This is a genomic window from Burkholderia sp. BCC0097 (assembly GCF_902832985.1).
Classification (GTDB): Bacteria; Pseudomonadota; Gammaproteobacteria; order Burkholderiales; family Burkholderiaceae; genus Burkholderia; species Burkholderia orbicola.
On sequence record NZ_CADFDM010000013.1, the window covers coordinates 114,675 to 135,896 of the forward strand.

At 68.6% G+C, this 21,222-nt stretch carries 17 protein-coding genes; 4 read left to right on the top strand and 13 right to left on the bottom strand.

From position 1 onward, the window contains the following. Window positions 1-296: 296 nt before the first annotated feature. On the top strand, window positions 297-1,523 hold the full coding sequence (locus tag HWX07_RS33420) for a transglycosylase SLT domain-containing protein (protein WP_175879217.1): 1,227 nt from the start codon (window positions 297-299) through the stop codon (window positions 1,521-1,523). 137 nt (window positions 1,524-1,660) lie between these two features. On the opposite strand, the gene HWX07_RS33425 is transcribed toward HWX07_RS33420, so the two are convergent. After that, window positions 1,661-1,996, bottom strand: coding sequence for a hypothetical protein (locus tag HWX07_RS33425; RefSeq protein WP_175879218.1), 336 nt, complete (start codon window positions 1,994-1,996; stop codon window positions 1,661-1,663). A gap of 263 nt (window positions 1,997-2,259) precedes the next feature. Continuing rightward, complete coding sequence (locus HWX07_RS33430; protein WP_175879219.1) at window positions 2,260-3,006, bottom strand: MipA/OmpV family protein; 747 nt, start codon at window positions 3,004-3,006, stop codon at window positions 2,260-2,262. Window positions 3,007-3,251: 245 nt separating this feature from the next. On the opposite strand from HWX07_RS33430, the gene HWX07_RS33435 reads away from it, so the two are divergent. Beyond that, a complete protein-coding gene (locus HWX07_RS33435) occupies window positions 3,252-3,977 on the top strand; it encodes a response regulator (protein WP_011545135.1) in 726 nt (241 codons plus the stop codon). Then, window positions 3,978-5,363 (top strand): ATP-binding protein, encoded by a 1,386-nt coding sequence (locus HWX07_RS33440; protein ID WP_124467938.1) that lies wholly within the window; start codon window positions 3,978-3,980, stop codon window positions 5,361-5,363. A 34-nt stretch (window positions 5,364-5,397) separates the two neighbouring features. Here the strand turns inward: HWX07_RS33440 and HWX07_RS33445 are convergent, their stop codons facing one another. The 6 genes from HWX07_RS33445 to HWX07_RS33470 all read right to left on the bottom strand — a co-directional run bounded on the left by HWX07_RS33445 (window position 5,398) and on the right by HWX07_RS33470 (window position 13,273). Then, window positions 5,398-6,438 carry an iron ABC transporter permease gene (locus HWX07_RS33445; RefSeq protein ID WP_175879220.1) on the bottom strand — a complete coding sequence of 347 codons (1,041 nt, stop codon included), beginning with the start codon at window positions 6,436-6,438 and terminating at the stop codon, window positions 5,398-5,400. Continuing rightward, a complete protein-coding gene (locus HWX07_RS33450) occupies window positions 6,435-7,427 on the bottom strand; it encodes an ABC transporter substrate-binding protein (RefSeq protein WP_175879221.1) in 993 nt (330 codons plus the stop codon). The genes HWX07_RS33445 and HWX07_RS33450 overlap by 4 nt, the downstream gene beginning before the upstream one ends. Next, on the bottom strand, window positions 7,424-8,209 hold the full coding sequence (locus tag HWX07_RS33455; RefSeq protein ID WP_034174179.1) for an ABC transporter ATP-binding protein: 786 nt from the start codon (window positions 8,207-8,209) through the stop codon (window positions 7,424-7,426). Before HWX07_RS33455 ends, HWX07_RS33450 begins: the two co-directional genes overlap by 4 nt. An 11-nt stretch (window positions 8,210-8,220) precedes the next feature. After that, window positions 8,221-10,320, bottom strand: coding sequence for a TonB-dependent siderophore receptor (locus HWX07_RS33460; protein WP_175879222.1), 2,100 nt, complete (start codon window positions 10,318-10,320; stop codon window positions 8,221-8,223). A gap of 439 nt (window positions 10,321-10,759) precedes the next feature. Next, window positions 10,760-11,200 (bottom strand): nuclear transport factor 2 family protein, encoded by a 441-nt coding sequence (locus tag HWX07_RS33465; RefSeq protein ID WP_074800251.1) that lies wholly within the window; start codon window positions 11,198-11,200, stop codon window positions 10,760-10,762. Window positions 11,201-11,248: 48 nt separating this feature from the next. Next, window positions 11,249-13,273 (bottom strand): NADPH-dependent 2,4-dienoyl-CoA reductase, encoded by a 2,025-nt coding sequence (locus HWX07_RS33470; RefSeq protein WP_175879223.1) that lies wholly within the window; start codon window positions 13,271-13,273, stop codon window positions 11,249-11,251. A 151-nt stretch (window positions 13,274-13,424) separates the two neighbouring features. Between HWX07_RS33470 and HWX07_RS33475 the strand changes: the two genes are divergently transcribed. After that, entirely contained in the window at window positions 13,425-13,976 is a 552-nt protein-coding gene (locus tag HWX07_RS33475) for a PadR family transcriptional regulator (protein ID WP_012328275.1), read from the top strand. 160 nt (window positions 13,977-14,136) lie between these two features. Here HWX07_RS33475 and HWX07_RS33480 read toward each other — a convergent pair whose 3' ends face one another. The 5 genes from HWX07_RS33480 to HWX07_RS33500 form a co-directional block, all read right to left on the bottom strand. Next, entirely contained in the window at window positions 14,137-15,117 is a 981-nt protein-coding gene (locus tag HWX07_RS33480) for an NADPH:quinone oxidoreductase family protein (RefSeq protein ID WP_034174594.1), read from the bottom strand. Between the two features lie 140 nt (window positions 15,118-15,257). Then, window positions 15,258-17,087 carry an acyl-CoA dehydrogenase gene (locus HWX07_RS33485; RefSeq protein WP_175879224.1) on the bottom strand — a complete coding sequence of 610 codons (1,830 nt, stop codon included), beginning with the start codon at window positions 17,085-17,087 and terminating at the stop codon, window positions 15,258-15,260. 109 nt (window positions 17,088-17,196) lie between these two features. Continuing rightward, window positions 17,197-17,964: a class II aldolase/adducin family protein gene (locus HWX07_RS33490; protein WP_175879225.1), complete on the bottom strand. Its 768-nt coding sequence runs from the start codon at window positions 17,962-17,964 to the stop codon at window positions 17,197-17,199. Between the two features lie 72 nt (window positions 17,965-18,036). After that, complete coding sequence (locus HWX07_RS33495) at window positions 18,037-20,361, bottom strand: xanthine dehydrogenase family protein molybdopterin-binding subunit (protein WP_175879226.1); 2,325 nt, start codon at window positions 20,359-20,361, stop codon at window positions 18,037-18,039. Then, window positions 20,358-20,819, bottom strand: coding sequence for a (2Fe-2S)-binding protein (locus HWX07_RS33500; RefSeq protein WP_012328270.1), 462 nt, complete (start codon window positions 20,817-20,819; stop codon window positions 20,358-20,360). The genes HWX07_RS33495 and HWX07_RS33500 overlap by 4 nt, the downstream gene beginning before the upstream one ends. Window positions 20,820-21,222 lie beyond the last annotated feature (403 nt).

Sequence of the window (21,222 nt, forward strand, 5' to 3'; positions counted from 1 at the left end):
AACGGCTGGCGCGCGATTTTCTCTTTCACTCGCTTGATTGCCGGTTTCACCCCGTGAATGACGTAATACGTCAGGTTCCGGTCGCCGCCATTGCATCGGCATTCGCGCCAATGCCGGCCATTCTTACCGATCCCGCACCGCCTCGGACCCGGATCCGGCGCGATAAAAATGCGCGTCGAACGCGCAGATAAATGCAAAGGAAAGTTTGACGCGAGCCATTTGCCCGGCTGCTATGGCACACTTCGCGTCTGCGTAATTTCCTTGCACCGGGCGCCCGGATTCCGCCCCATCCTGCCATGCCGCGTCATACCACTCGCCTGTTCGGCCGTCACTCGCTGATCCTCGCCTCGACGATCGCGCTTGGGTGCGCGCTCTGCGGCGTCGCGCGGGCCGATTGCCTGGACGACGCGGCCGCGTTCCAGCACGTGAGCGTCGCCCTGATGCGCGGCATCGCGCAAGTCGAATCGGGGATGAATCCGAACGCCGTCAACACGAATACCAACGGCACCGTCGACATCGGGCTGATGCAGATCAACAGCACGTGGCTGCCGACGCTCGCACGCGAAGGCATTACACGGGAAAGCCTGTTCGATGCGTGCACGAACGCGTACGTCGGGGCTTGGATCCTGTCGCAGAACATCCGCCAGCTCGGCCCCAACTGGAACGCGATCGGCGCGTACAACTCCGCGTCGCCCGACAAGCGCCTCGCCTATGCGCGCAAGGTCTATGATGCAATCCGGACCATGCCGGATTCGCCGGATACTCCCATGCCCATCCTTCCACCGTCCTTCACGCCGCCGCAACAGGCGCAGACGTACAACCCGTTCGCGAGCCTGAGCGTGTCGGCGCCGCCCGTCACGCGCGCACGCACGATCTCGCCGGCCTCGCCGCCGGCGCCGCCGCAGGGCGGCCCCGCCGGCCCGGCCGGTACGTACAACTTCGGATGGACGGTCACCGGCGCCGATCAGGCCAAGCCGACCCAGGTGTTCGACGACGGTGCGCGGGTCTACGTGCAGTTCAGCGACATGAAGCACGTGCCGGCGATCTTCACCGAGACGTCGGCCGGGCGCGTGCTGATGTCGTGGGAACTGCAGTTTCCCTATGCCGTCGTGACGCGTCCCGCGCAAACGTTGATCTTTCAGCTCGGGCCGTTCGAAGCGCGCGCGCAGCGCAGTTCGGCGGCGGCAGGCATGACCGCGCAGGCCGGGACGGCGGGCACGGCGACGGCCGGCGCATCGGCCCCGGCATCGAAGAAACCGGCCGGTGCGGCAGCGAATGCCGCGACGAACACGGCCGCCAACACGACAGCGAAACGCACGGCCTCGGCCGATGCGCTGTGGTACGTGAATACGCCGTCCACGTCGGGAACGGCGGCGGCCTCGCCTTCGACCGCGAATATTCCCGCCACGCTGCCGACGGCCATCACGTCGAATACGCCGCCACCCGCGCCGGCTCAAGCACCGGCCGCGGCCGTTCAGCCGTCGCGCGCCAGCGCCGACGCGCTGTGGTACATCTCGAAGTAACGCGTGTCCGATCGCACGCGTATCGCGGCGATCGTTTCCGTGCGGTCCGCGGCAGTTGGGACGCGCCGCGCTTCATGACATACCCGCGCAGATAGCGGGAGGTCGACGATTCCGGTGACGCAATCGTCACACGGCCGTCACCCGCGCCGCACCCAGATCACCTTGCCGTCTCGAATGCCGAGATTGCGGCGCTCCTGCCGGTAGTCCATCGTACCCGGCAACGACTTGCCGTCGCGCTCGAGCACGCGCCACAGGCAGCCGTCGAGCAGCGCGGTCGCATCGGCCTCGGTCTTGCCGACCAGCGCATCGTCCGGCGCGGCATCCGCCTTGCATGCCTGCGCGGCGCCCGTCTGCAGAGGGGGCCTGACCGTGCCGCCCGCGGTGGCGTTGGGGTGTTTCGTATCCATGTCCGCACATCCTGCAAAAGTTGCGCTCGCAACGAGTGCAACGAGCATCGCGATCGTGTTCTTCATCGGTTTCTCCCTGTCGCGGCCCGGCGGTCCATGTGCGGCACTCGTGCACGACCGGGCATCGCATGCGTGATCGATGCCGCGCGCTGCCGGCCGTTTCCTGACGGAGCCGGCCAGCGCATGGCGGCCTTTCGCGACCCGGCCGAGCCGCCTCGGCGCACCCGCGTCGCAGGCCCGGCCTGACGCCGAACCCGAGCGCATGTTACCGCACGCGGTTCGCGGCGATGGCGCGACACCGACGCATCGCATGGTCCCCCGCAATCCGTTCAGAACTTGTACGTCACGCCCGCGATGCCGTAGTAGTTGCTGCGCGACTGCACGATCGGGCTGTCGCCGGCGCGGCCGAGCAGCCGCGTCACGCCGCCGGTCGCGAGCACCGACCAGTGCCGCGACAGCGTCCAGTTCCACGCGACCGCCATCGATGCGCTGTCGATCCCGCCGCTCACCGAATACGGCCGGAACCGGCTCGTCATCGACTGCGTGTCGGTCACGCCGTAGAAGGTCTGCATGTAGCGTCCCGAGCCCGCATGCACGGTGCCCGTCACGATGATCTCGTGTTGCGACGTCTTGAGCACCGGTACCGCGAGATCCACGTGCCCCGACACGCCGCGCGACGTGTGCGTCACGGGGGTATCGATCGTGACGCTCAGCTCCGCCGCGTCGAAGAGCGTCACGCCGGCACGCACGCCGACCAGCACCGAACCCGGAATCCGCCCCATTCCCTTCAGGTAGTCGGAGCCCGGCAGGTCGAAGCGGTTCTCGTCCGCGCGGCCCGCGTCGTAGCTCACCGCCGCCGACACGAACGCCCCGTGCGGCAGGTCCAGCCGGTAGCCGGCACCCTCCGTGCTGTCGACGAAGAAGCCATTGCCGAACTTCGCGGAAAACGACGGCGCAACGACGCCGCGATACTGTTTGCTGCCCTGGTAGCGCGGTGCGAACCCGCCGCCGAGCGACAACGAATACTGGTTTTCCGCGTGAGCGGCGGCGGCGAGGGTCAGGCCGGCGAGCGGCATGCAATAGCGGTAGCGGCGAAGTAATGGGCGCACAATATTGAGATAAGGGTGACGAAGCCCGCAGTCTAGGTGCCGCCCCGCGCCGAGACTGTCCTGAATGTGCGGCGAATCTGTGCGCAATTGTGTTCGATTGTTCGAGATTGTCGCCCGGCTGCCCCGGCGGTCGATCGGCCGGATAGAATTCGCGTGCCGCGCCGCGTACCGGTCTGCCGGGTGGGAGATGGCGCGTGCATCCCGAGGAGTCCATGAACGAAGTTCCACTCAAATACCGTGTGCTGCTGATCGAGGACGACGATCGCCTCGCGCAGCTCGTCCGCGAATACCTCGACGGCTATGAATTCGCGGTGACGGTCGTGCGGCGCGGCGACCTCGCCGTCGCGGCGGTGCGCGAGCACCAGCCGGCCCTCGTGATACTCGACCTGATGCTGCCGAATCTCGACGGCATGGAAGTCTGCCGGCGCATCCGCGCGTTCACCAACGTCCCCGTGCTGATCCTGACCGCGCGGGCGGACGTGTACGACCAGGTCGCCGGGCTCGAGACGGGCGCCGACGACTACGTGACGAAGCCGATCGAGCCGCGCGTGCTCGTCGCGCGCGCCCGCGCGCTGTTGCGCCGCGCGCAGCCGGCCGCGGCGGAAGCGCCCGCGGTCGCGCCCGACGCGCTCGTCTTCGGCGAACTCGCCATTTCGCCGCCGAACCGCACCGTCACGTGGCGCGGCGAGCCGGTCGAGCTGAAGACCGCCGAATTCAACCTGCTGCTGATCCTCGCGCGCGCGGCCGGCACCGTGCTGAGCCGCGACGACATCCTGAAGCAGTTGCGCGGGATCGAATTCGACGGGCTCGACCGCTCGGTCGATTCCGGCATCTCGAAGCTGCGCCGCCGCTTCGAGGATGCGTCATCGGAGCCGCACAAGATCAAGACGATCTGGGGTCGCGGCTACCTGTTCAGCCCTTCTGCGTGGGACGAGTAAATGCTGCGCCCGTTGCTCCGGTTGTACCTCGTCGTGATCCTGTTCGTCGGCGCGTCGATCATCTTCATCCAGCTGTCGTTCGACCGGATCTTCTACGAGCGCGGCGCGCAGGCGCAGCGCGATTCGCTGACCACCTATTCGTTCGTGCTGAACGACTACCTCGAACGCCATCCGGGCGCGCAGCGCGAGCTCGCATTGCGCGAACTCGCGCTGCACGGCCGCGAAGGATTCGGCTTCATGTCGATGGCCGACGCGCGTGCGCAACTGAGCGGCGCGCCGTTGCGCGATCTCGATGCCGGCAGGATCGCGATCAGCTACAACGGCAAGGATTACTACATGCCGCTCGCGGACGGCTCGGTGCTGCATGCCCGCCCGATCGAGGCGCCCGACCTCGACATCCGGATTTATGCGTACATGCTGCTCGCGCTCGCGACGCTGTTCGCGGTGGTGCTGTGGATTCACTATCACTGGCGCGACATTCGCCGGCTGCAGGATGCCGCGCGCGCGTTCGGCGCCGGAATGCTGTCGACGCGCGTGAAGCTGTCCGGCAAGTCGAACATCTACGAGCTGTCGCAGCAGTTCAACGACATGGCCGCGCGTATCGAGGCATCGATCAAGCAGCAGCGCGAAATGATGCACGGCATCTCGCATGAACTGAAAACGCCGCTCGCCCGACTCGAATTCGGGCTCGCGCTGCTCGCCGACGCCGACGAGACGGGCCGGATGCGCGAGCGCCGCGACGCGCTGCGGCGCGACGTGCGCGAACTCGACGAGCTCGTCACCGAGCTGCTGACGATCGGCCGGCTCGAACAGGGGGCGAGCGAGCTGGCGCCGATGGAGGTGGTCGTCGATGCGCTGATCGACAGCGTCGCCGGGAACGTCGCGGACGACATCGCCGATCGCGGCATCGCGCTCGACGTGTCGACGCTCGACGCGCCCGCGACCCACGTCTGCGACCCGAAGCTCGTCGCCCGCGCGCTGCTGAACCTGATCCGCAACGGCGCCCGCTATGCGTCGCGCAAGGTCGTGCTGGCCGCGACCCGCGACCCGTCCGGCGCGCTCGTGCTGAGCGTCGACGACGATGGTCCCGGCATTCCGGCCGCCGAACGCGCCCGCGTGTTCGAGCCGTTCCAGCGGCTGGATTCGAGCCGCGACCGTCAGACCGGCGGCTTCGGGCTCGGCCTCGCGATCGTGCGGCGTGTCGCGCAGGTGCACGGCGGCGACGTCCGGCTCGAGGATTCGCCGCTCGGCGGCGCGCGCTTCGTGATCACGCTGCCCGTGCGCGCGCTGCCCGACAGCCTCTTCGACGTCGCGCAGCACGTGGAAAGCACGCATGCCGATGCGCGCCGCCGCAGCGGCACGGGCACGGTCGTCCCGCTTCGTTGAAACAGGCGGTGGGCACCGCCCCCCTCGCCTTCGCTCAACGCCGGCGCAGTAGCGCGACGAAGAACAGGCTGCCGAACAGTGCGGTCACGATGCCGATAGGCAGATCCTCCGGCGCCGCGAGCGTGCGCGCGGCGACATCGGCCCACACGAGCAGGATCGCGCCGGCCAGCGCGGCGACCGGCAGCAGCCGGCCGTGCTCCGCGCCGACCACGCGACGGCACAGATGCGGCGTCACGAGCCCGACGAAGCCGATCGCGCCGCTCACCGCGACCATCGCGCCCGTCGCGAACGACGCGACGACGAACACCTCGCGCCGCATCCGCGCGCTCGGCACGCCGAGCGACGCGGCGGCGACGTCGCCCGACATCAACGCATTCAGTTCGCGTCGGCGCGCATGGAGCGCGCCGCCGGCGAGCACCGCGCACACGGCCGGCACCGGCAGCAGGTCCCAGCGCGCGAGCCCGACGCCGCCGAGCATCCAGAACAGCACCGACGACGCAGCGCGCTGGTCGCCGAGATACAGCAGCAGGTTGCCGAACGCGGCCATCATGAACGACACCGACACGCCGGCGAGCAGCAGCCGGTCCGATTCGAGCCGGCCGCTCCGGTAAGCGAGCGCGACCACGCACGCGGTCGCCGCAAGCGCACCGGCAAACGCGGCGGCCGACAGCGTGAACGGGCCGAACGCCGCGCCGGCCACCACCGTGACCGCGATCGCGCCGAGCATCGCGCCCGCGCTCACGCCGAGCAGGTGCGGATCGGCCAGGCGGTTCGCGGTCGCCGCCTGCAACGCGACGCCGACCGTCGCCAGCGTCGCGCCGACGAGCGCGGCCAGCAGCGCACGCGGCATCCGGATCAGCCACACGATGCTGTCGTCGCCCGGTGCCGCCGCAAACGCATCGGCGCCGCCGAACGCCGACGCGACGTGCGCGGCGACGATCCGCACCGCGGCCGCCATCGCGATCGGCGCGGGACCGAACGCGGCCGACACGACGATCGACACGATCAGCAGCACGGCCAGCCCCGGCAGCACCACGCGCATGTCGAGCCGCGCCGCCTGCCCGCGCACGCTCATCGTGCCGCTCCGGCAAAGGCGGCCGGATACAGCGCGCGGGCCAGCGTCTCGACCGCCGCGACGTTCTCCGGGCCCGGCGTCGCGGCATCGTACGGAATCACGACGAAGCGCCGGTCGCGAATCGCGGCCACGCGCGCGAGCGCCGGCTGGCTCGACAGGAACTGCTGCTTCTGCGCGGCCGTGACCGCCGAATAGTCGACGATCACGATCACCTGCGGATCGCGCGCGACCACGCTTTCCCAGCTCACCTGCGTCCAGCTGCGCGGCAGGTCGTCCATCACGTTGCGCGCGCCCGCCGCCGCGAGCAACGCGGTCGGCATCGCGAGCCCGCCGGCCGTCATCGGCTTGTCCGTGCCGCTGTCGTACACGAACACGCGCAGCGGCGCCGGGCGCCCGATCGCGCGCGACACCGCCGCGAGCCGCGCGCGCATCCCGGCGACGACCTGCGCGGCGCGCGCATCGACACCGAAGATGCGACCGAGATTGGTCAGGTCGCGGAACACGTCGTCGAACGACGCGGCCGACTGCTTCATCACGTGCGAACACGATTCGGTCAACTCGTAGGTGCGGATGCCGAACGGCGCGAGCGTCGCCGGTGTCACCGGCCCGCCAACGTGCATCCCGTAGTTCCAGCCCGCGAGATAGAAGTCGGCGCGCGCGGCGGCCAGCACTTCCAGCGACGGATACTGGCTCGCCAGTTCGGGCACGCCGCGCAAGGCGTCGCGCACGCGCGCGGTGCCCGTCTTCCAGCCGCCGATGCCCGTATAGCCGACGAGCCGATCCTTCAGGCCGAGCGCGAGCATCATCTCGGTCAGGTTCACGTCGTTGCTCACCGCGCGCGTCGGCGCGCGCTCGAACGTCACGTCGCGATCGCAACTGCGCACGGTGACGGGATAGGCGAGCGCGTGCACGGCCGCGCCGCCGAGCGCGGCAACAGCGACCAGCCGGCGGGCGACGAAAGACAGGAGAGGAAACGGCATGGTGGTCATTCCGGATGAAGCGGCGTGATGCGCGGGCGGCCCGTGGCGGGATGGCGATCGACGAGCGCGGCGACGCCGAACACATCGCGCAGCAGCGCTTCGGTCAGCACGTCGTCCGGCATGCCGGATGCGACGACGCGGCCGTGCGCGAGCACATGGAGGCGGTCGCAATACGCGGCCGCGAGATTGAGGTCGTGAATCGTCGCGAGCGTCGCGATGCCGAGGCGGCGCACGCGCGCGAGCAGTTCAAGCTGGTGACGCAGATCGAGATGGTTGGTCGGTTCGTCGAGCAACAGCAATTCGGGCTGCTGCGCGAGTGCGCGGGCCAGCAGCGCGCGCTGCTTCTCGCCGCCCGACAGCGACGCGAAGCGCTGCGCGCGGCGTTCGACGAGGCCCACATCGTGCAGCGCGGATTCGACGATCCGGCGATCATCGGCCGACTCCGCATCGAACGCCCGCTTGTGCGGCGTGCGGCCCATGCCGACCAGCTCGTCGACCGTCAGCCCGAAATCGTCCGGCGTCTCCTGCTGCAGCACCGCGATGCGCTGTGCGACCGCGCGCGGCCGCATGCGCCACACGTCCTGCGCGTCGAGCGCGACGCGGCCCGCGTCGGGCCGCGCGTAGCGGAATACGCAGCGCAGCAGGCTCGTCTTGCCGCTGCCGTTCGGGCCGACCAGCCCGACGAACTCGCCTTCGGCCACCGTCAGCGTCACTGAATCGAGCACGTCGATCGCGCCGCCGGGAGACCAGCTCAAGCGCTCGATCTCGAGCATGTGTTTGACGGGACGCATGTCGTGCCGCCCTAGAAGCGCATCGTCGCGACGAGCTCCGCCGAGCGCGACGGGCCGAGCAGCCATTGCTCGCCGCCGTTCGACGTCGTCACCGCGTACATGCGGTTCGCGAGATTGCGCAGATACAGCGCGAGCTCGGTGCGCGACGTCGGCTGCCAGCGCAGCGACGCATCGAACACCGTATACGACGGCACCTGCACGCGATTCGCATCGTCGCCGTAGGTCGCGCCGACGTAACGCACGCCCGCATTCGCGTGCCAGCGCTCGGCGAATGCCCAGCCGAGCCACAGGTTCGCGGTCTGCTGCGGCACGTTGGACGGCACGTTGCCGGCCCGCGACACCGTCGCGCCGCCGACCGCCTGGTTGAATGCGTCGTAGCGCGCACGCAGCAGCGCGACGTTCGCATCGATCGTCCAGCCGTGCGACAGCCGCGCGCCGCCGGCCAACTCGACGCCGCGCGACGACTGCCGGCCGACCTGCTGGCGCAGCGCCGGATTGAACGGATCGGTGCTGAGCAGGTTGCGCTTCGTGATGTCGTACACCGCGACCGTCCAGTACGCGCGACCGTCGAGCAGCGTCTGCTTGAGCCCGGCTTCCCACTGTTCGCCGGTCGCGAGCCGTACGTTTATCTGCGACGCGGACAGCGTCACGAGCGAGCCGACGCCCTCCGCGCCCGTCGTGTACTGCGCATAGGCGGTAAACGTCGGCGCGATATCGAACACGAAACCGGTGCGCCAGCCGACGTTCGCGAACCGCTTGTCGAAGCCCGCGCCGGTCGCCGCCTGCTCGCGGCTGAATGCGATGTGGTCGTAGCGCAGGCCGCTCACCCACGCGAGCCGCGGCAGCACCTCGAGCCGGTTCTCCGCGAATACCGCCGCCTGCCGTGCGCGCGTGCTGAACTGCGGCACGGTCGGGTCCGGGCTCGTGAACACGCCGGGATCGAAGCCGTGCGCCGGTACCGTCGTTTCGCCGCCATACGGCGAATTGTTGGTACCGCTGAACGTGGTCTGGCTGAATTCCGTGCCGACGACGAAACGGTTCGCGCGACCGAACAGCATCCCGTCGAAACGCGCGCTCAGCCGATCGCCGATCTGCCGCTGATGGTGGCCGATGTCGAGATAGTCGCCGCGCGTGACGCGCGCGATCGCAGGATCGAGCACATACGACTCGGCGTTACGCCAGTGACGGTTCGATGTCAGGTAGTAGAGCTGGTTGTCGATCGTCACGCCGGGCGCGGGCCGGTAGCGGGCCGACAGGCGCGTCCACTGGTCGTAGTACGAAATCGTCGCATCGCCGACCGTGTAGTTCAGCTTGCGCAGCGACGGATCGGGCACGCCGTTCGGTGCCGGCACACCATAGTATGTCGCCGGCATCTGGCGCCCGTAGTCGTAGTCGAGCGTCAGCGTGAGCTGCGCGCTCACGTCGAATGTCAGCGCGCCGCCGATGGCCGTCGTATGGGTGTCGGCCCGCTCGGCGAGACCGTTCGCGCGTGCGTCGCTCGCATGGAAGCGGTACGACAGCCGCGGGCCGAGCGCGCCCGTCGTATCGAACGCGAAGCGCTTCGCGCCGTCGGGGCCGACGCCCACCTGCAGCGTCGTCTCGCGCGTGCGCCGCGGCCGCTTCGGCACCACGTTCACGACCCCGCCGATCGCCCCTTCGCCGTACAGCACCGATGCCGGCCCGCGCAGCACCTCGATGCGCGCGACCGACCACGTGTCGAACGGAAACGTGATCGTGCCGGCCGCCGGCATCAGCCGCACGCCGTCGAGCAGCGTCATCACCGATTCCTGCCCGCTGAAGCCGCGCACGCTCAGGGCGGTGCCGCCGGTGCCCGGTGCGATCGCGCTCGCAAAGCCGGCCGTGCGCGTGACCGCGTCGAGCACCGTGCGATCGCCGCGTGCGTCGATCGTATCGGCCGTGACGGTTTCGACGCTCGCAGGCGTGTCGAGACTGGCGAGCCCGAGCCGCGAGCCCGTTTCGAGCGGTTGCGTCAGCGGATCGGCCGGTGCGGATGAAGCAGACGATGCAGTGATGTTGATCGCCGGCAGCGCGTGCCGGTCGTCCTGCGTCGATGCGGCGGCTTCGGCTGCCAGCGCGCCGGTCGTGGCCATCGCGCAGCCCAGCAAGGTCGTGCAACTGCATGCCGCGCGCGTGCGCCAAGCGCCTGTGGTCCGGCGCGATGCGGCATGGCGCCGCTCCCCGCGCGCCGGGGTGTGTCCGGTTCTCGTCACGTCGTATCGATCTTCGTTGGATGTCGTCGCACGCGAGCGGCCCGGGCACCCGGCCGTCCGGCGACGAAAACGTCAGATGATACAATATATCAACTTGATCCGTCGGGATTTTGACAGCTTGAGTGGCCGCTCCGCGCGTCTACGGCGGGCAACCGAACTCCTCCCACGGATTGTCGGCTGCGGCTCGTTGCGTGCCATGAACGCATGAACGCCTGCAGCGCACGCGCGCTTGCCGCGCCTCATCGAAGCCGCGCACGACCGCACGCGCCGGGCCCGGCAACACGGCCGCAAGCCGGTTGCACGCCAGCCGCCACCCCGCTCACCCGCCGGTCTTGAACGCCGGCAACTGCTGCCCGAGCCGCGCGCCCATTTCAGCACCGAGCGCCTGCAACGCATTGAACGGCCGGATCATCACCTCGAATTCGACGATCCGGCCGTCGTCATCGAAGCGGATCATGTCGATCCCCTTCAGCGCCTTGTCGCCGATGGTCGCACCGAACTCCAGCACGACGCTCTTGCCGTCGTCGGTCGCGAACTGCCGGTGATACGTAAAGTTCTCGAGGATCGTGATCACCGTGCGCAGCGCCATCAGCAGCGCGGGCGCCGGCCCGTATGGCTTGAACGCCATCGGCGAACGGAACGTGGCGTCCGGATGGACGATCGATTCCAGCGCGCCGAAATCCTTGCGTTCGACCATCGCGTGCCATGCGTCGAGCGATTTCGCGACGGCGGGATGTACATTCAGCGGCGAGTGCGTCATCGCAGTCTCCAGTAACGTTGTTGGGTGGAACACAGAAACGAATCGGTATCAAAGGGTCGCGGCCAGCGTCGTGCCCTGGTGAATCGCGCGCTTCGCATCGAGTTCGGCGGCCTCGCATGCGCCGCCGATCAGATGCACGCGGCATCCGGCTGCCTGCAGTTGCTCCGCCAGTTCCCGCGACGGCTCCTGCCCCGCGCAGATCACCACGTTGTCCACCGGCAGCGTCTGCTCGACGCCGTCGATCGTCACGTGAAGACCTTCATCGTCGATGCGCCGGTACGTGACCGCCGACGACATCCCGACGCCGCGTGCCTTCAGCGCCGCGCGGTGAATCCAACCGGTGGTCTTGCCGAGCCCGTCGCCGACCTTCGACGCCTTGCGCTGCAGCAGATGCACGTGCCGCGCCGCCGGTTCGGGCCGCGCGTCGCCCAGCCCGCCGGCATTCGCATACGACCGGTCGACGCCCCATTCGCTGAAGAACCGGTTTGCGTCGACACGTTCGCCGCCGTCGCGGTGAACGAGATATTCGGCGACGTCGAAGCCGATGCCGCCCGCGCCAACGATCGCGACGCTGCGGCCGACGGCCTTGTCGTCGCGCAGCACGTCGAGATAGCCGAGCGCTTTCGGATGCCCGATACCGTCGATCGGCGGCGTGCGCGGCACGACGCCCGTCGCGATCACCACTTCGTCGAATTCGCCCTGCAGCAGCATCTCGGCGGTCGCGCGCGTGTTGACGTGCAGCGCGATGCCGCGCAATTCGATCTGCCGGCGGAAATAGCGCAGCGTCTCGTTGAACTCTTCCTTGCCGGGCACCTTCTTCGCGATGTTGAACTGGCCGCCGATCTCGGCGCCCGCTTCGTACAGCGTGACCGCATGACCGCGTTCGGCCGCCGTGACCGCGAAGCCGAGGCCGGCCGGCCCGGCGCCGACCACCGCGATCCGCTTGCGGCGCGGCGCGGGGTGGATCACGAGCTCGGTTTCATGGCACGCACGCGGATTCACGAGGCACGACGTGATCCTGCCGCTGAACGTATGGTCGAGGCACGCCTGGTTGCAGCCGATGCACGTGTTGATTTCGTCCGCGCGCCCTTCCCGCGCCTTGCGGACGAACTCGGCATCGGCGAGGAACGGCCGCGCCATCGACACCATGTCGCAATAGCCGTCGGCGAGCAGTTGCTCGGCGACTTCCGGCGTGTTGATCCGGTTGGTCGCGACGAGCGGGATGCCGACCTTGCCCATCAGTTGCCGCGTTACCCACGCATACGCGGCGCGCGGCACCTTGGTCGCGATGGTCGGAATGCGCGCCTCATGCCAGCCGATGCCGGTATTGAGGATCGTCGCGCCGGCCGCCTCGATCGCCTGCGCGAGCCGGATCACCTCGTCGAGCGTCGAGCCGCCTTCGACGAGATCGAGCATCGACAGCCGGTAGATGACGATGAAGTTCGTGCCGACACGCTCGCGCACACGCCGCACGATCTCTACCGCGAAGCGGATACGGTTCTCGTACGCGCCGCCCCATGCGTCGTCGCGATGGTTCGTGCGCGCGGCGATGAATTCGTTGATCAGGTAGCCCTCGGACCCCATGATCTCGACGCCGTCGTAGCCCGCATGCTGCGCGAGCGCCGCGCATCGCACGAAATCGGCGATCGTCTCGTCGACCTCGTCGCTCGTCAGCGCATGCGGCGTAAACCGGTTGATCGGCGCCTGCAGCGCACTGGGCGCCGCGAGCGCCGGGTGATACGCGTAGCGCCCGAAATGCAGGATCTGCAACGCGATCCTGCCGCCCTCCGCGTGCACCGCGCGCGTCACGACGCGATGGCGTTCGGCTTCCGCTTCGGTCGTCAGCATCGCGCCGCCGGGCGCCGGACGGCCGCGCTCGTTCGGCGCGAAACCGCCCGTGACGATCAGGCCGGCCTCGCCGCGCGCACGCTCCGCATAGAACGCGGCCATCCGCTCGAAACCGTTCGGCGCTTCCTCCAGGCCGACGTGCATCGACCCCATCAACACGCGGTTCCTGAGCGACGTGAACCCGAGTTCGAGCGGGGTCGTCAAATGCGGATAACGGGAAGCCATCGGGTGTCTCCATGTTTATGCAACAAGTTGCATTGATGGTAGCTCGTCAGCCTTGTTTATGCAACATGTTGCATAAAAGCACCCGCGTCGTTTGTGCTGCGGCCCCGATATGGCAAGATGCGGATCATTGCGCCGCCTCCTTCGATCCGACATGTCCCTGCCGCACGCGCTTCTCACCGCCCTCGCCGAACGCCCCGGTTCGGGGTCCGAGCTCGCCGATCGCTTCGATCGCTCGATCGGTTATTTCTGGCAGGCGACGCACCAGCAGATCTATCGCGAACTGGGGCGCCTGGAGGAAATGGGCTGGATCGAATCGCTGCCCGCCGAGTCCGGTCGCGGCCGCAAGCGTGCGTACCGAATCCTGCCGGCCGGCAAGAAGGAATTGCGACGCTGGATCGCCGAACCGGAAGATCCGACGCCGCTGCGCGAAGCGTTGATGGTGCGCCTGCGCGCGGAAGCCGTGCTCGGGCCGGCCGGCCTCGAGGACGAGATCCGGCGGCGCATCGCGCTGCATCAGGAGAAGCTGGATTTGTATCTGCAGATCGAGGCGCGTGACTTTGTGGCGGCCGGCGACCCGGCGGCCGGCGATTCACGCACGAAGCGCCTGCAGCATCTGGTGCTGCAGGCCGGCATCGCGAACGAGCGGTTCTGGGTCGAGTTTTCGCAGCATGCACTCGACACGCTGCGTTTGCCGAAGGATTGAATCGACTGACGAAGGCGGCGCGTTGTCCGTTTCACCGCCGATCGACATTGCGCGCCGGTGTAGTGAATCGCAACGCTCTACACCCGCTCGCGCGCCGCGCCCGCCGTCGTGAAAAACCCGCCGCCCGGCCTGCATCGAATCGCCGCGCGGCGAATCCGGATCACGCGTCCGGAAAAATCACCACCTTGCCCTTCACCTGCCGGTTCGCCATCCGCGCGATCGCGTCGGCCGCGCCGTCCAGCGACACGCGCTCGGTGATCGCGGGCCGCACCTTGCCGGCCGCGAACCATTCGGCGAGCAGCCGCATGTTCGCGGCATGCTGTGCCGGGTCGCGCCGCACCGCATCGCCCCAGAACACGCCGAGAATGTCGCGCTCCTTCAGCAGTGCAAGGTTCAACGCGATCTTCGGAATCTCGCCGGCCGCGAAACCGACCACGAGGAACCGGCCGCGCCACGCGGTCGCGCGCAGTGCCGCTTCGCTGTACGCGCCGCCCACCGGATCGTAGACGACGTCGGCGCCGCGCCCGCCGGTCAGTTCGTCCACGCGGCGGCGAAGGTCCTCGGTCGCGTAGTCGATCGTCTCGTCCGCGCCCGCTTCGCGGCACAGTGCGAGCTTGTCCGCGCTCGATGCCGCCGCGATCACGCGCGCGCCGAGCGCTTTCGCGATCTCGATCGCGGCGATCCCGACGCCGCCGGCCGCACCCAGCACGAGCAGCGTCTCGCCCGCCTGCAGGCGCGCACGCTGCTGCAACGCATGCAGCGACGTGCCGTACGCAAGCACGAGCGCCGCGCCCTGCTCGAACGTCATGCCCGGCGGCAGCGCGGCGAGCTGATGCACGTCGGCCACGCACTGCTCGGCGAACCCGCCGTGGCCCGTGAACGCCATCACCGAATCGCCGGGCCGCCACGCGGTGACGCCCGCACCGACCGCGTCGATCACGCCCGCAAACTCGGCGCCCGGCGAAAACGGCAGCGCCGGTTTCACCTGATACAAACCTTGAACGATCAGCGCGTCGGGAAAATTGAGCGACGCGGCCTTCACCTGGATCCGGACCTGCCCGGCGGCCGGTTCGGGAATCGCGACGTCCTCGATACGCAAGCGGTCGATCGGGCCGAATGCGGTACACAACAGGGCTTTCATGCGCTTCTCTCCTTGCGCGGCGTGGCCGTGCATCGGTACGGTGTGCGGGATATCCCCGCGCGGCCGGTTCACGATGAGCATACGATGGCCATCGGCCTCGGCAAGATCGTCGGTATTCCGGAATGTCGTTGAAGCCACGGTCAGAACCACGCGTCGCGCATGTCGAGCGTCGTCGTGTCGACGCTCGACAGCAGGTCGAGCTGCGCATCCACCTTCGGCAGTTCCCAGCGGAAGAAGTAACGGGCCGCCGCACGCTTGCCGTCATGGAAATCGCCGTCGTGCCCGTGCGCGGCGAGCGTCACGTCGAGCCACAGCCACGCGACGACGAGATGGCCGAACGCTTCGAGATACACGCTCGCGTTCGCGAGCCGTGTCTGCGGATCGCCGATCGCGCTCAACTGATGCGTCACATCGCACAGTCTCGCCCAACGCCGTGCCAACGCATCCGCCTGCTCGCACGCGCCGGCATCCAGTGCTCGCGCGCGCTCGACGGTCGCGCCGATCCCCGCATCGAGCGCGCGCAGCGACGCGCCGTCGTCCTGCGTCACCTTGCGGCCCAGCAGATCGAGCGCCTGGATGCCATGCGTGCCTTCGTGAATCGGATTCAGGCGGTTGTCGCGATAGAGCCGTTCGACCGCGTAGTCGCGCGTGTAGCCGTAGCCGCCATGCACCTGGATCGCGAGATCGTTCGCGGCAAGACACCACTGCGACGGCCAGCTCTTCGCGATCGGCGTCAGGATGTCGAGCAGGCGCGCGGCCTCGGCGCGCACCGCCGCATCGTCGTGCGCGCGCGCTTCGTCGACCAGCCTCGCGCAGTACAGGATCAACGCGAGCCCGCCTTCGACATAGGCCTTCTGCGCGAGCAGCATGCGCCGCACGTCCGGATGGTCGACGATTGGTGCCTGGGGCGCGGCCGCATCCTTGCCGGCCGGCCCGAGCGGGCGCCCTTGCGGACGGTTGCGCGCGTAGTCGAGCGCGTGCAGATAACCGGTGTAGCCGAGCGCCACCGCGCCCGCGCCGACCCCGATACGCGCCTCGTTCATCATATGGAACATGTGGGCGAGGCCATGATTCGGCCGGCCGACCAGATAACCGATCGCACCCGCGCGCCCTTCCGGCCGATAACGCGTGCCTTCGCCGAAATTCAGCAGGCAGTTGGTCGTGCCGCGATAGCCCATCTTGTGGTTCAGCCCGGCGAGCACGACGTCGTTGTGCTCGCCGTTCGCGTCGCCATCGGTACCGGTCAGGAACTTCGGCACGATGAACAACGAGATGCCGCGCGTGCCGGGCTGCAGCCGGCCATGTTCGTCGGGGATCTTCGCGAGCACGAGGTGAACGATGTTTTCCGCCAGCTCGTGCTCGCCGCCGGAAATCCACATCTTGTTGCCGGTCAGCCGGTAGCGCGGACCGAGCGGCGAATCGCCTTCGAAATCGGCGCGCGTCGCGATGTCGGACAGCGACGAGCCGGCTTGCGGTTCGGACAGGCACATCGTGCCGAGGAAGCGCCCTTCCAGCTCCGGGCGCGCGAACGCGTCGATCTGCGCGGCGCTGCCGTGCGCGACGAGCAGGTTCGCGTTGGCGACGGTCAGGAACGGATATGCGGCGGTCGCGATGTTCGCGGCCTGGAAGAACAGGAACGACGCGGCTTCGACCAGCTTCGGCAAGCGCATTCCGCCGAGCGCTTCGTCGTGACCCGCGGCGATCAGGCCGGCGTCCGCGAACGCGCGCACCGCCGGTTCGACTTCGGGAATCAGCGTCACGCGTTCGCCGTCGAACCGCGGCTCCTCGCGATCGCCGCGTGCCGCGTGCGGCGCGAACAGGTCTTCGGCGATCCGCTCGCTGGTGTCGAGCACCGCGTCGAAAGTCTCGCGACTGTGCTCCGCGTAGCGCGGCAGCGCGACGAGCGCTTCGGCGTCGAGCCAGTCATACAGCAGGAACGCGAGATCGCGTCGCGACATCAACAGACTCATCGTGCTGCCTCCCGGGGTGCCGGCCGTGTCAGCCGAATGATGGGTTGCGTGACTGCAAGCGCTGGCAGGAATTTAGCACGGTCGTTCGCAAACGACAACGACGCGCAAGCTAGTCCGCGTATCCGGGATTACGCCGATCGAGCCGGCGCAGCAATCCGGGCCAGACGAGCGCCCCGGCGCCCATCCCGCGCGTGACCGCGGCGATCTGCTGTTTGATGCCGTCGAGAATCGGCTGCGCGATCGGCAGCAGCGTCGAGCCGCCCGCCTGCGCGCGTACCTGGATCATGCAGGCCGTTTCGAAGAAGTACATCGCGACGAACGCATCGGCCGGCGTCGCACCGACGGTCAGCAACCCGTGGTTGCGCAACATCAGGTTCGTGTTGCCGCCGAGGTCGCGCACGAGGCGCGCCTTCTCGCCCTCGTTGAGCGCGATGCCCTCGTAGTCGTGATAACCGAGCGACGCCAGCACGCCGAGCGATTGCTGCGACAGCGGCAGCAAGCCCCCTTCCTGCGCCGAGACGGCCACGCCGTTGATCGAATGCGTGTGCATCACGCATTGCGCATCGTCTCGTGCCGCATGCACCGCGCTGTGGATCGTGAAGCCGGCCGGGTTGATCTCGTACGGCGATTCGGACACCTTGCGTCCGTCGAGATCCACCTTGACCAGCGACGACGCCGTGATCTCGTCGAACATCATCCCGTACGGGTTGATCAGGAAGTGGTGCTCGGGGCCCGGCACGCGCGCGGAAATATGAGTAAACACGAGATCGTCCCAGCCGAACAGCGCGGTGAGGCGGTACGCGGCCGCCAGGTTGACTCGTGTATCCCATTCGGCGGGAGAAATCGTCTGTTCCAGACTGACATCGGATGAGGTCACGTCATGCTCCTCGTTCAGGGCTCGAAGTGAGCCGGGCCACACGATGCGGCCCGGCGCGGGACAGATGCTGCGTCAACCGGCCTGCGATTTCGCGAGCTGATCGGCCACCGGCAGGCTGCGGATGCGCGTGCCGGTTGCCGCGAAGATCGCATTGGTCAGCGCCGGCGCGACGGGCGGCAGGCCCGGTTCGCCGACACCGCCAAGCGGCGTCGCGTAATCGTCCGGCGCGACGAGATGCACGCGGATTTCGCGCGGCGCCTCATTCATTCTCAGCACCTGGAAGCCGTTGAAGTTGCTCTGCTCCGGGCGGCCGTCCTTGAACGTGATCTCGCCGTGCAGCGCGATGCCGAGCCCCATCACCACCGCGCCCTCGAGCTGCGAACGCACGCGCTCCGGATTGACCTGCGGCCCGCAGTCGATCGCGATGTCGACGCGCGGCACCGAGATCTTCCCGTCCGCCTCGACCTGCACTTCACACACCGCGGCCGTGTACGACACGAAGCTGCGATGCGCGGCGATCCCGAGCCCGTGCCCCTTCGGCAGTTTGCGCCCCCACCCGGCTTCGCGCGCGACCGTCTCGACCACGCGCCGCAGTCGCCCCGTATCGACCGGATACAGCGCGGGGTCCTCGCCGTAGTTCACGTTTTTCACCGTGATGTGCGGCTCGAAACGCCGCGCGGGCCCGATCAGGTCGAGCAGGAAATCCTTCGGATCGCGGCCGGCCGCATGCGCGAGCTCCGACACGAAACTCTGGATGCCGAACGCATGCGGGATGTTGTACACCGAGCGGAACCAGCCGATCCGCGTGTGCGCTTGCGCGGCCGGATTCTCGATCCGCACGTTCGGAATCGCGAACGGCAGATCCGCGATGCCTTGCGCGAGCTCGCCCGGCTGCTCGTGCACGACGCCGGGCCGGAACGTCGACTGGATCGACGGCGCGACCGTGCGATGCTGCCACGCGACCACCTTCCCCGACGCATCGATTCCGGCGTCGAACGCTTCGAGCGACACGGCGTGGAAGTAGTCGTGCGCGATGTCGTCCTCGCGCGTGAAGGTCAGCTTCACGGGCGCGCCGGCCGCCTTCGACAGCAGCGCGGCTTCCACCACGTAGTCGGGCTTGGACTTGCGGCCGAACCCGCCGCCGAGCAGCGTCACGTTGACCGTCACGCGCTCCGTCGGCAAACCGAGCGCCTTCGCGATTTCGTCGCGCGTGGTCTGCGGCGCCTGCGTGCAGGTCCATACTTCGCAGCGGCCGTCGGCCACCCGCGCGACGGCCGCTGGCGGCTCCATCGTCGCGTGCGCGAGATGCGGAATGTAGTACGTCGCGCGCACGCGTTTCGCCGCGCCGGCGAGTGCCGCCGCCGCGTCGCCGTCGTTGCGGATCACGTCGCCCGGCTGCGCGGCGGCCGCTTCGAGCGCCTTGCGATATTCGGCCGAATCGTAGCCCGCGTTGGGTCCGTGCTTCCAGTCGATCTTCAACTGCGCGCGTGCCTGGATGGCCGTCCACGTATCGTGCGCAATCACGGCCACGCCGCCAAGCGGCTGGAAGCCGGAAGGCAGCGGCGTCGACGTCAGTTGCACGACCTTCACGACGCCCGGCAGCTTCTCGGCAGCCGATGCATCGAACGACGCCACCGTATCGCCGTAGACCGGCGGGCGCGCGACGACCGCGTACAGCATGCCGTCGAGCCGCGTATCGATCCCGTACTGCGCCCGGCCGCCGACGATGTCGCGTCCGTCGATCAGCGCCGTCTTGCCCTTGCCGATATAGCGGAATTCGGCCGGCGCCTTCAACGCCACGCTTTTCGTATCGGGCACCGGCAGCGCGGCGGCTTTCGTGGCCAGTTCGCCGAAGCCGAACTTGCGTCCGGTTTTCGTGTCGACGACCTCGTGCACCGTCGCCTTCACCTGTCGCACGTCGACACCCCACGTCGCTGCCGCGGCCTGCTCGAGCATCGTGCGCGCGGCCGCGCCCGCGCGGCGCAACGCGGCGAAGCTCTGGCGCAGGCTGCGCGAACCATCGGTGTTCTGGTTGCCGTAGCGAGGCTCGTCGCCCACCGCTTGCGCGACCTTCACGCGCGCCCAGTCCGCGCCGAGCTCGTCGGCCACCACGAGCGCCACGCTCGTGCGCACGCCTTGCCCCATCTCGGAGCGGATGCAGGTCACCGTGACGGTGCCGTCCGGTGCGATCGCCACGAACAGGTTCGGATCGTCGCGCAAGCCATGCGGCATCCCGGCGCCGCCATACTGCGGATTCGCACTGACGGGCGGCTGCACCGGCGCGGCCGCCTGTGCGAGCGACGGCACGCCGAACGCGAGCAACAGCCCGCCCGATGCGAAGCCCAGCAGCAGCGCGCGACGACTTGCGTTGTGCACGGAGAGGTCGGGCGCGCTCATGCGGCACCTCCGCGGCGCACGGCCAGCCGGATCGCCGCGCGAATGCGCGTATAGGTGCCGCAGCGGCAGATGTTGCCGGACATCGCATCGTCGATGTCGGCGTCGGTCGGATGGGGATTCGTCTTCAGCAGCGACGCGGCCTGCATGATCTGCCCGGACTGGCAGTAGCCGCATTGCGCGACGTTCAGTTCCTGCCACGCCTGCTGCAGCGGGTGCGTGAGGTCCGTCGACAAGCCTTCGATCGTCGTCACGCGCTTGCCGGCGGCGACGGCGACGGGCGTGATGCACGCGCGGATCGCCACGCCGTCGAGATGCACGGTGCACGCACCGCACAGCGCCATCCCGCAGCCGAACTTGGTGCCGGTGTGGCCGAGCACATCGCGCAGATACCAGAGCAACGGCATGTCGGGATTGCCGTCGAAGTGCTGCTCGCTACCGTTGACGGACAGCGTGATCATCGTTCACCTCCTGGTTGCGATACCCGCCGGGCAGGCATCGAGTGGGGATTCGAACGGCGCGGCGCATTCCGAACGATCAGGCAGGCGTGGCGCCGTTTCGTCGACCGTGTCGCATGCAGGCACGGCCGGGCTGATGCTGCGAACGATGCTGTCGGCCGGTTGCCCGCGCAACCTTTCAACGTCACGCCGGCCAGCCGCTCGTCCGCATGGATCGCCGTCCGCATTATCGAACCATTTCGGATTTGACGTCGGATCGACGCGATTCGGGAGTTTTAGGCAAACGGGGGAGAAAATATGGCGGGGAACGGGACGTGTCGACGGCGTGACTTTCGAATGCATCGGGACCGTGCGTTCCGGACCGCCCACGTGCAAACATCCGGCCGACCTCGCGGCCGGACCGGAT

What these genes read in the sequence shown, in the direction of transcription:
- HWX07_RS33425 (WP_175879218.1), bottom strand. Translation starts at nt 1,996, where the DNA reads ATGAAGAACACGATCGCGATGCTCGTTGCACTCGTTGCGAGCGCAACT.
- HWX07_RS33500 (WP_012328270.1), bottom strand. Translation starts at nt 20,819, where the DNA reads ATGATCACGCTGTCCGTCAACGGTAGCGAGCAGCACTTCGACGGCAAT.
- HWX07_RS33485 (WP_175879224.1), bottom strand. Translation starts at nt 17,087, where the DNA reads ATGAGTCTGTTGATGTCGCGACGCGATCTCGCGTTCCTGCTGTATGAC.
- HWX07_RS33435 (WP_011545135.1), top strand. Translation starts at nt 3,252, where the DNA reads ATGAACGAAGTTCCACTCAAATACCGTGTGCTGCTGATCGAGGACGAC.
- HWX07_RS33495 (WP_175879226.1), bottom strand. Translation starts at nt 20,361, where the DNA reads ATGAGCGCGCCCGACCTCTCCGTGCACAACGCAAGTCGTCGCGCGCTG.
- HWX07_RS33450 (WP_175879221.1), bottom strand. Translation starts at nt 7,427, where the DNA reads ATGACCACCATGCCGTTTCCTCTCCTGTCTTTCGTCGCCCGCCGGCTG.
- HWX07_RS33480 (WP_034174594.1), bottom strand. Translation starts at nt 15,117, where the DNA reads ATGAAAGCCCTGTTGTGTACCGCATTCGGCCCGATCGACCGCTTGCGT.
- HWX07_RS33470 (WP_175879223.1), bottom strand. Translation starts at nt 13,273, where the DNA reads ATGGCTTCCCGTTATCCGCATTTGACGACCCCGCTCGAACTCGGGTTC.
- HWX07_RS33475 (WP_012328275.1), top strand. Translation starts at nt 13,425, where the DNA reads ATGTCCCTGCCGCACGCGCTTCTCACCGCCCTCGCCGAACGCCCCGGT.
- HWX07_RS33420 (WP_175879217.1), top strand. Translation starts at nt 297, where the DNA reads ATGCCGCGTCATACCACTCGCCTGTTCGGCCGTCACTCGCTGATCCTC.
- HWX07_RS33445 (WP_175879220.1), bottom strand. Translation starts at nt 6,438, where the DNA reads ATGAGCGTGCGCGGGCAGGCGGCGCGGCTCGACATGCGCGTGGTGCTG.
- HWX07_RS33460 (WP_175879222.1), bottom strand. Translation starts at nt 10,320, where the DNA reads ATGGCCACGACCGGCGCGCTGGCAGCCGAAGCCGCCGCATCGACGCAG.
- HWX07_RS33455 (WP_034174179.1), bottom strand. Translation starts at nt 8,209, where the DNA reads ATGCGTCCCGTCAAACACATGCTCGAGATCGAGCGCTTGAGCTGGTCT.
- HWX07_RS33465 (WP_074800251.1), bottom strand. Translation starts at nt 11,200, where the DNA reads ATGACGCACTCGCCGCTGAATGTACATCCCGCCGTCGCGAAATCGCTC.
- HWX07_RS33440 (WP_124467938.1), top strand. Translation starts at nt 3,978, where the DNA reads ATGCTGCGCCCGTTGCTCCGGTTGTACCTCGTCGTGATCCTGTTCGTC.
- HWX07_RS33430 (WP_175879219.1), bottom strand. Translation starts at nt 3,006, where the DNA reads ATGCCGCTCGCCGGCCTGACCCTCGCCGCCGCCGCTCACGCGGAAAAC.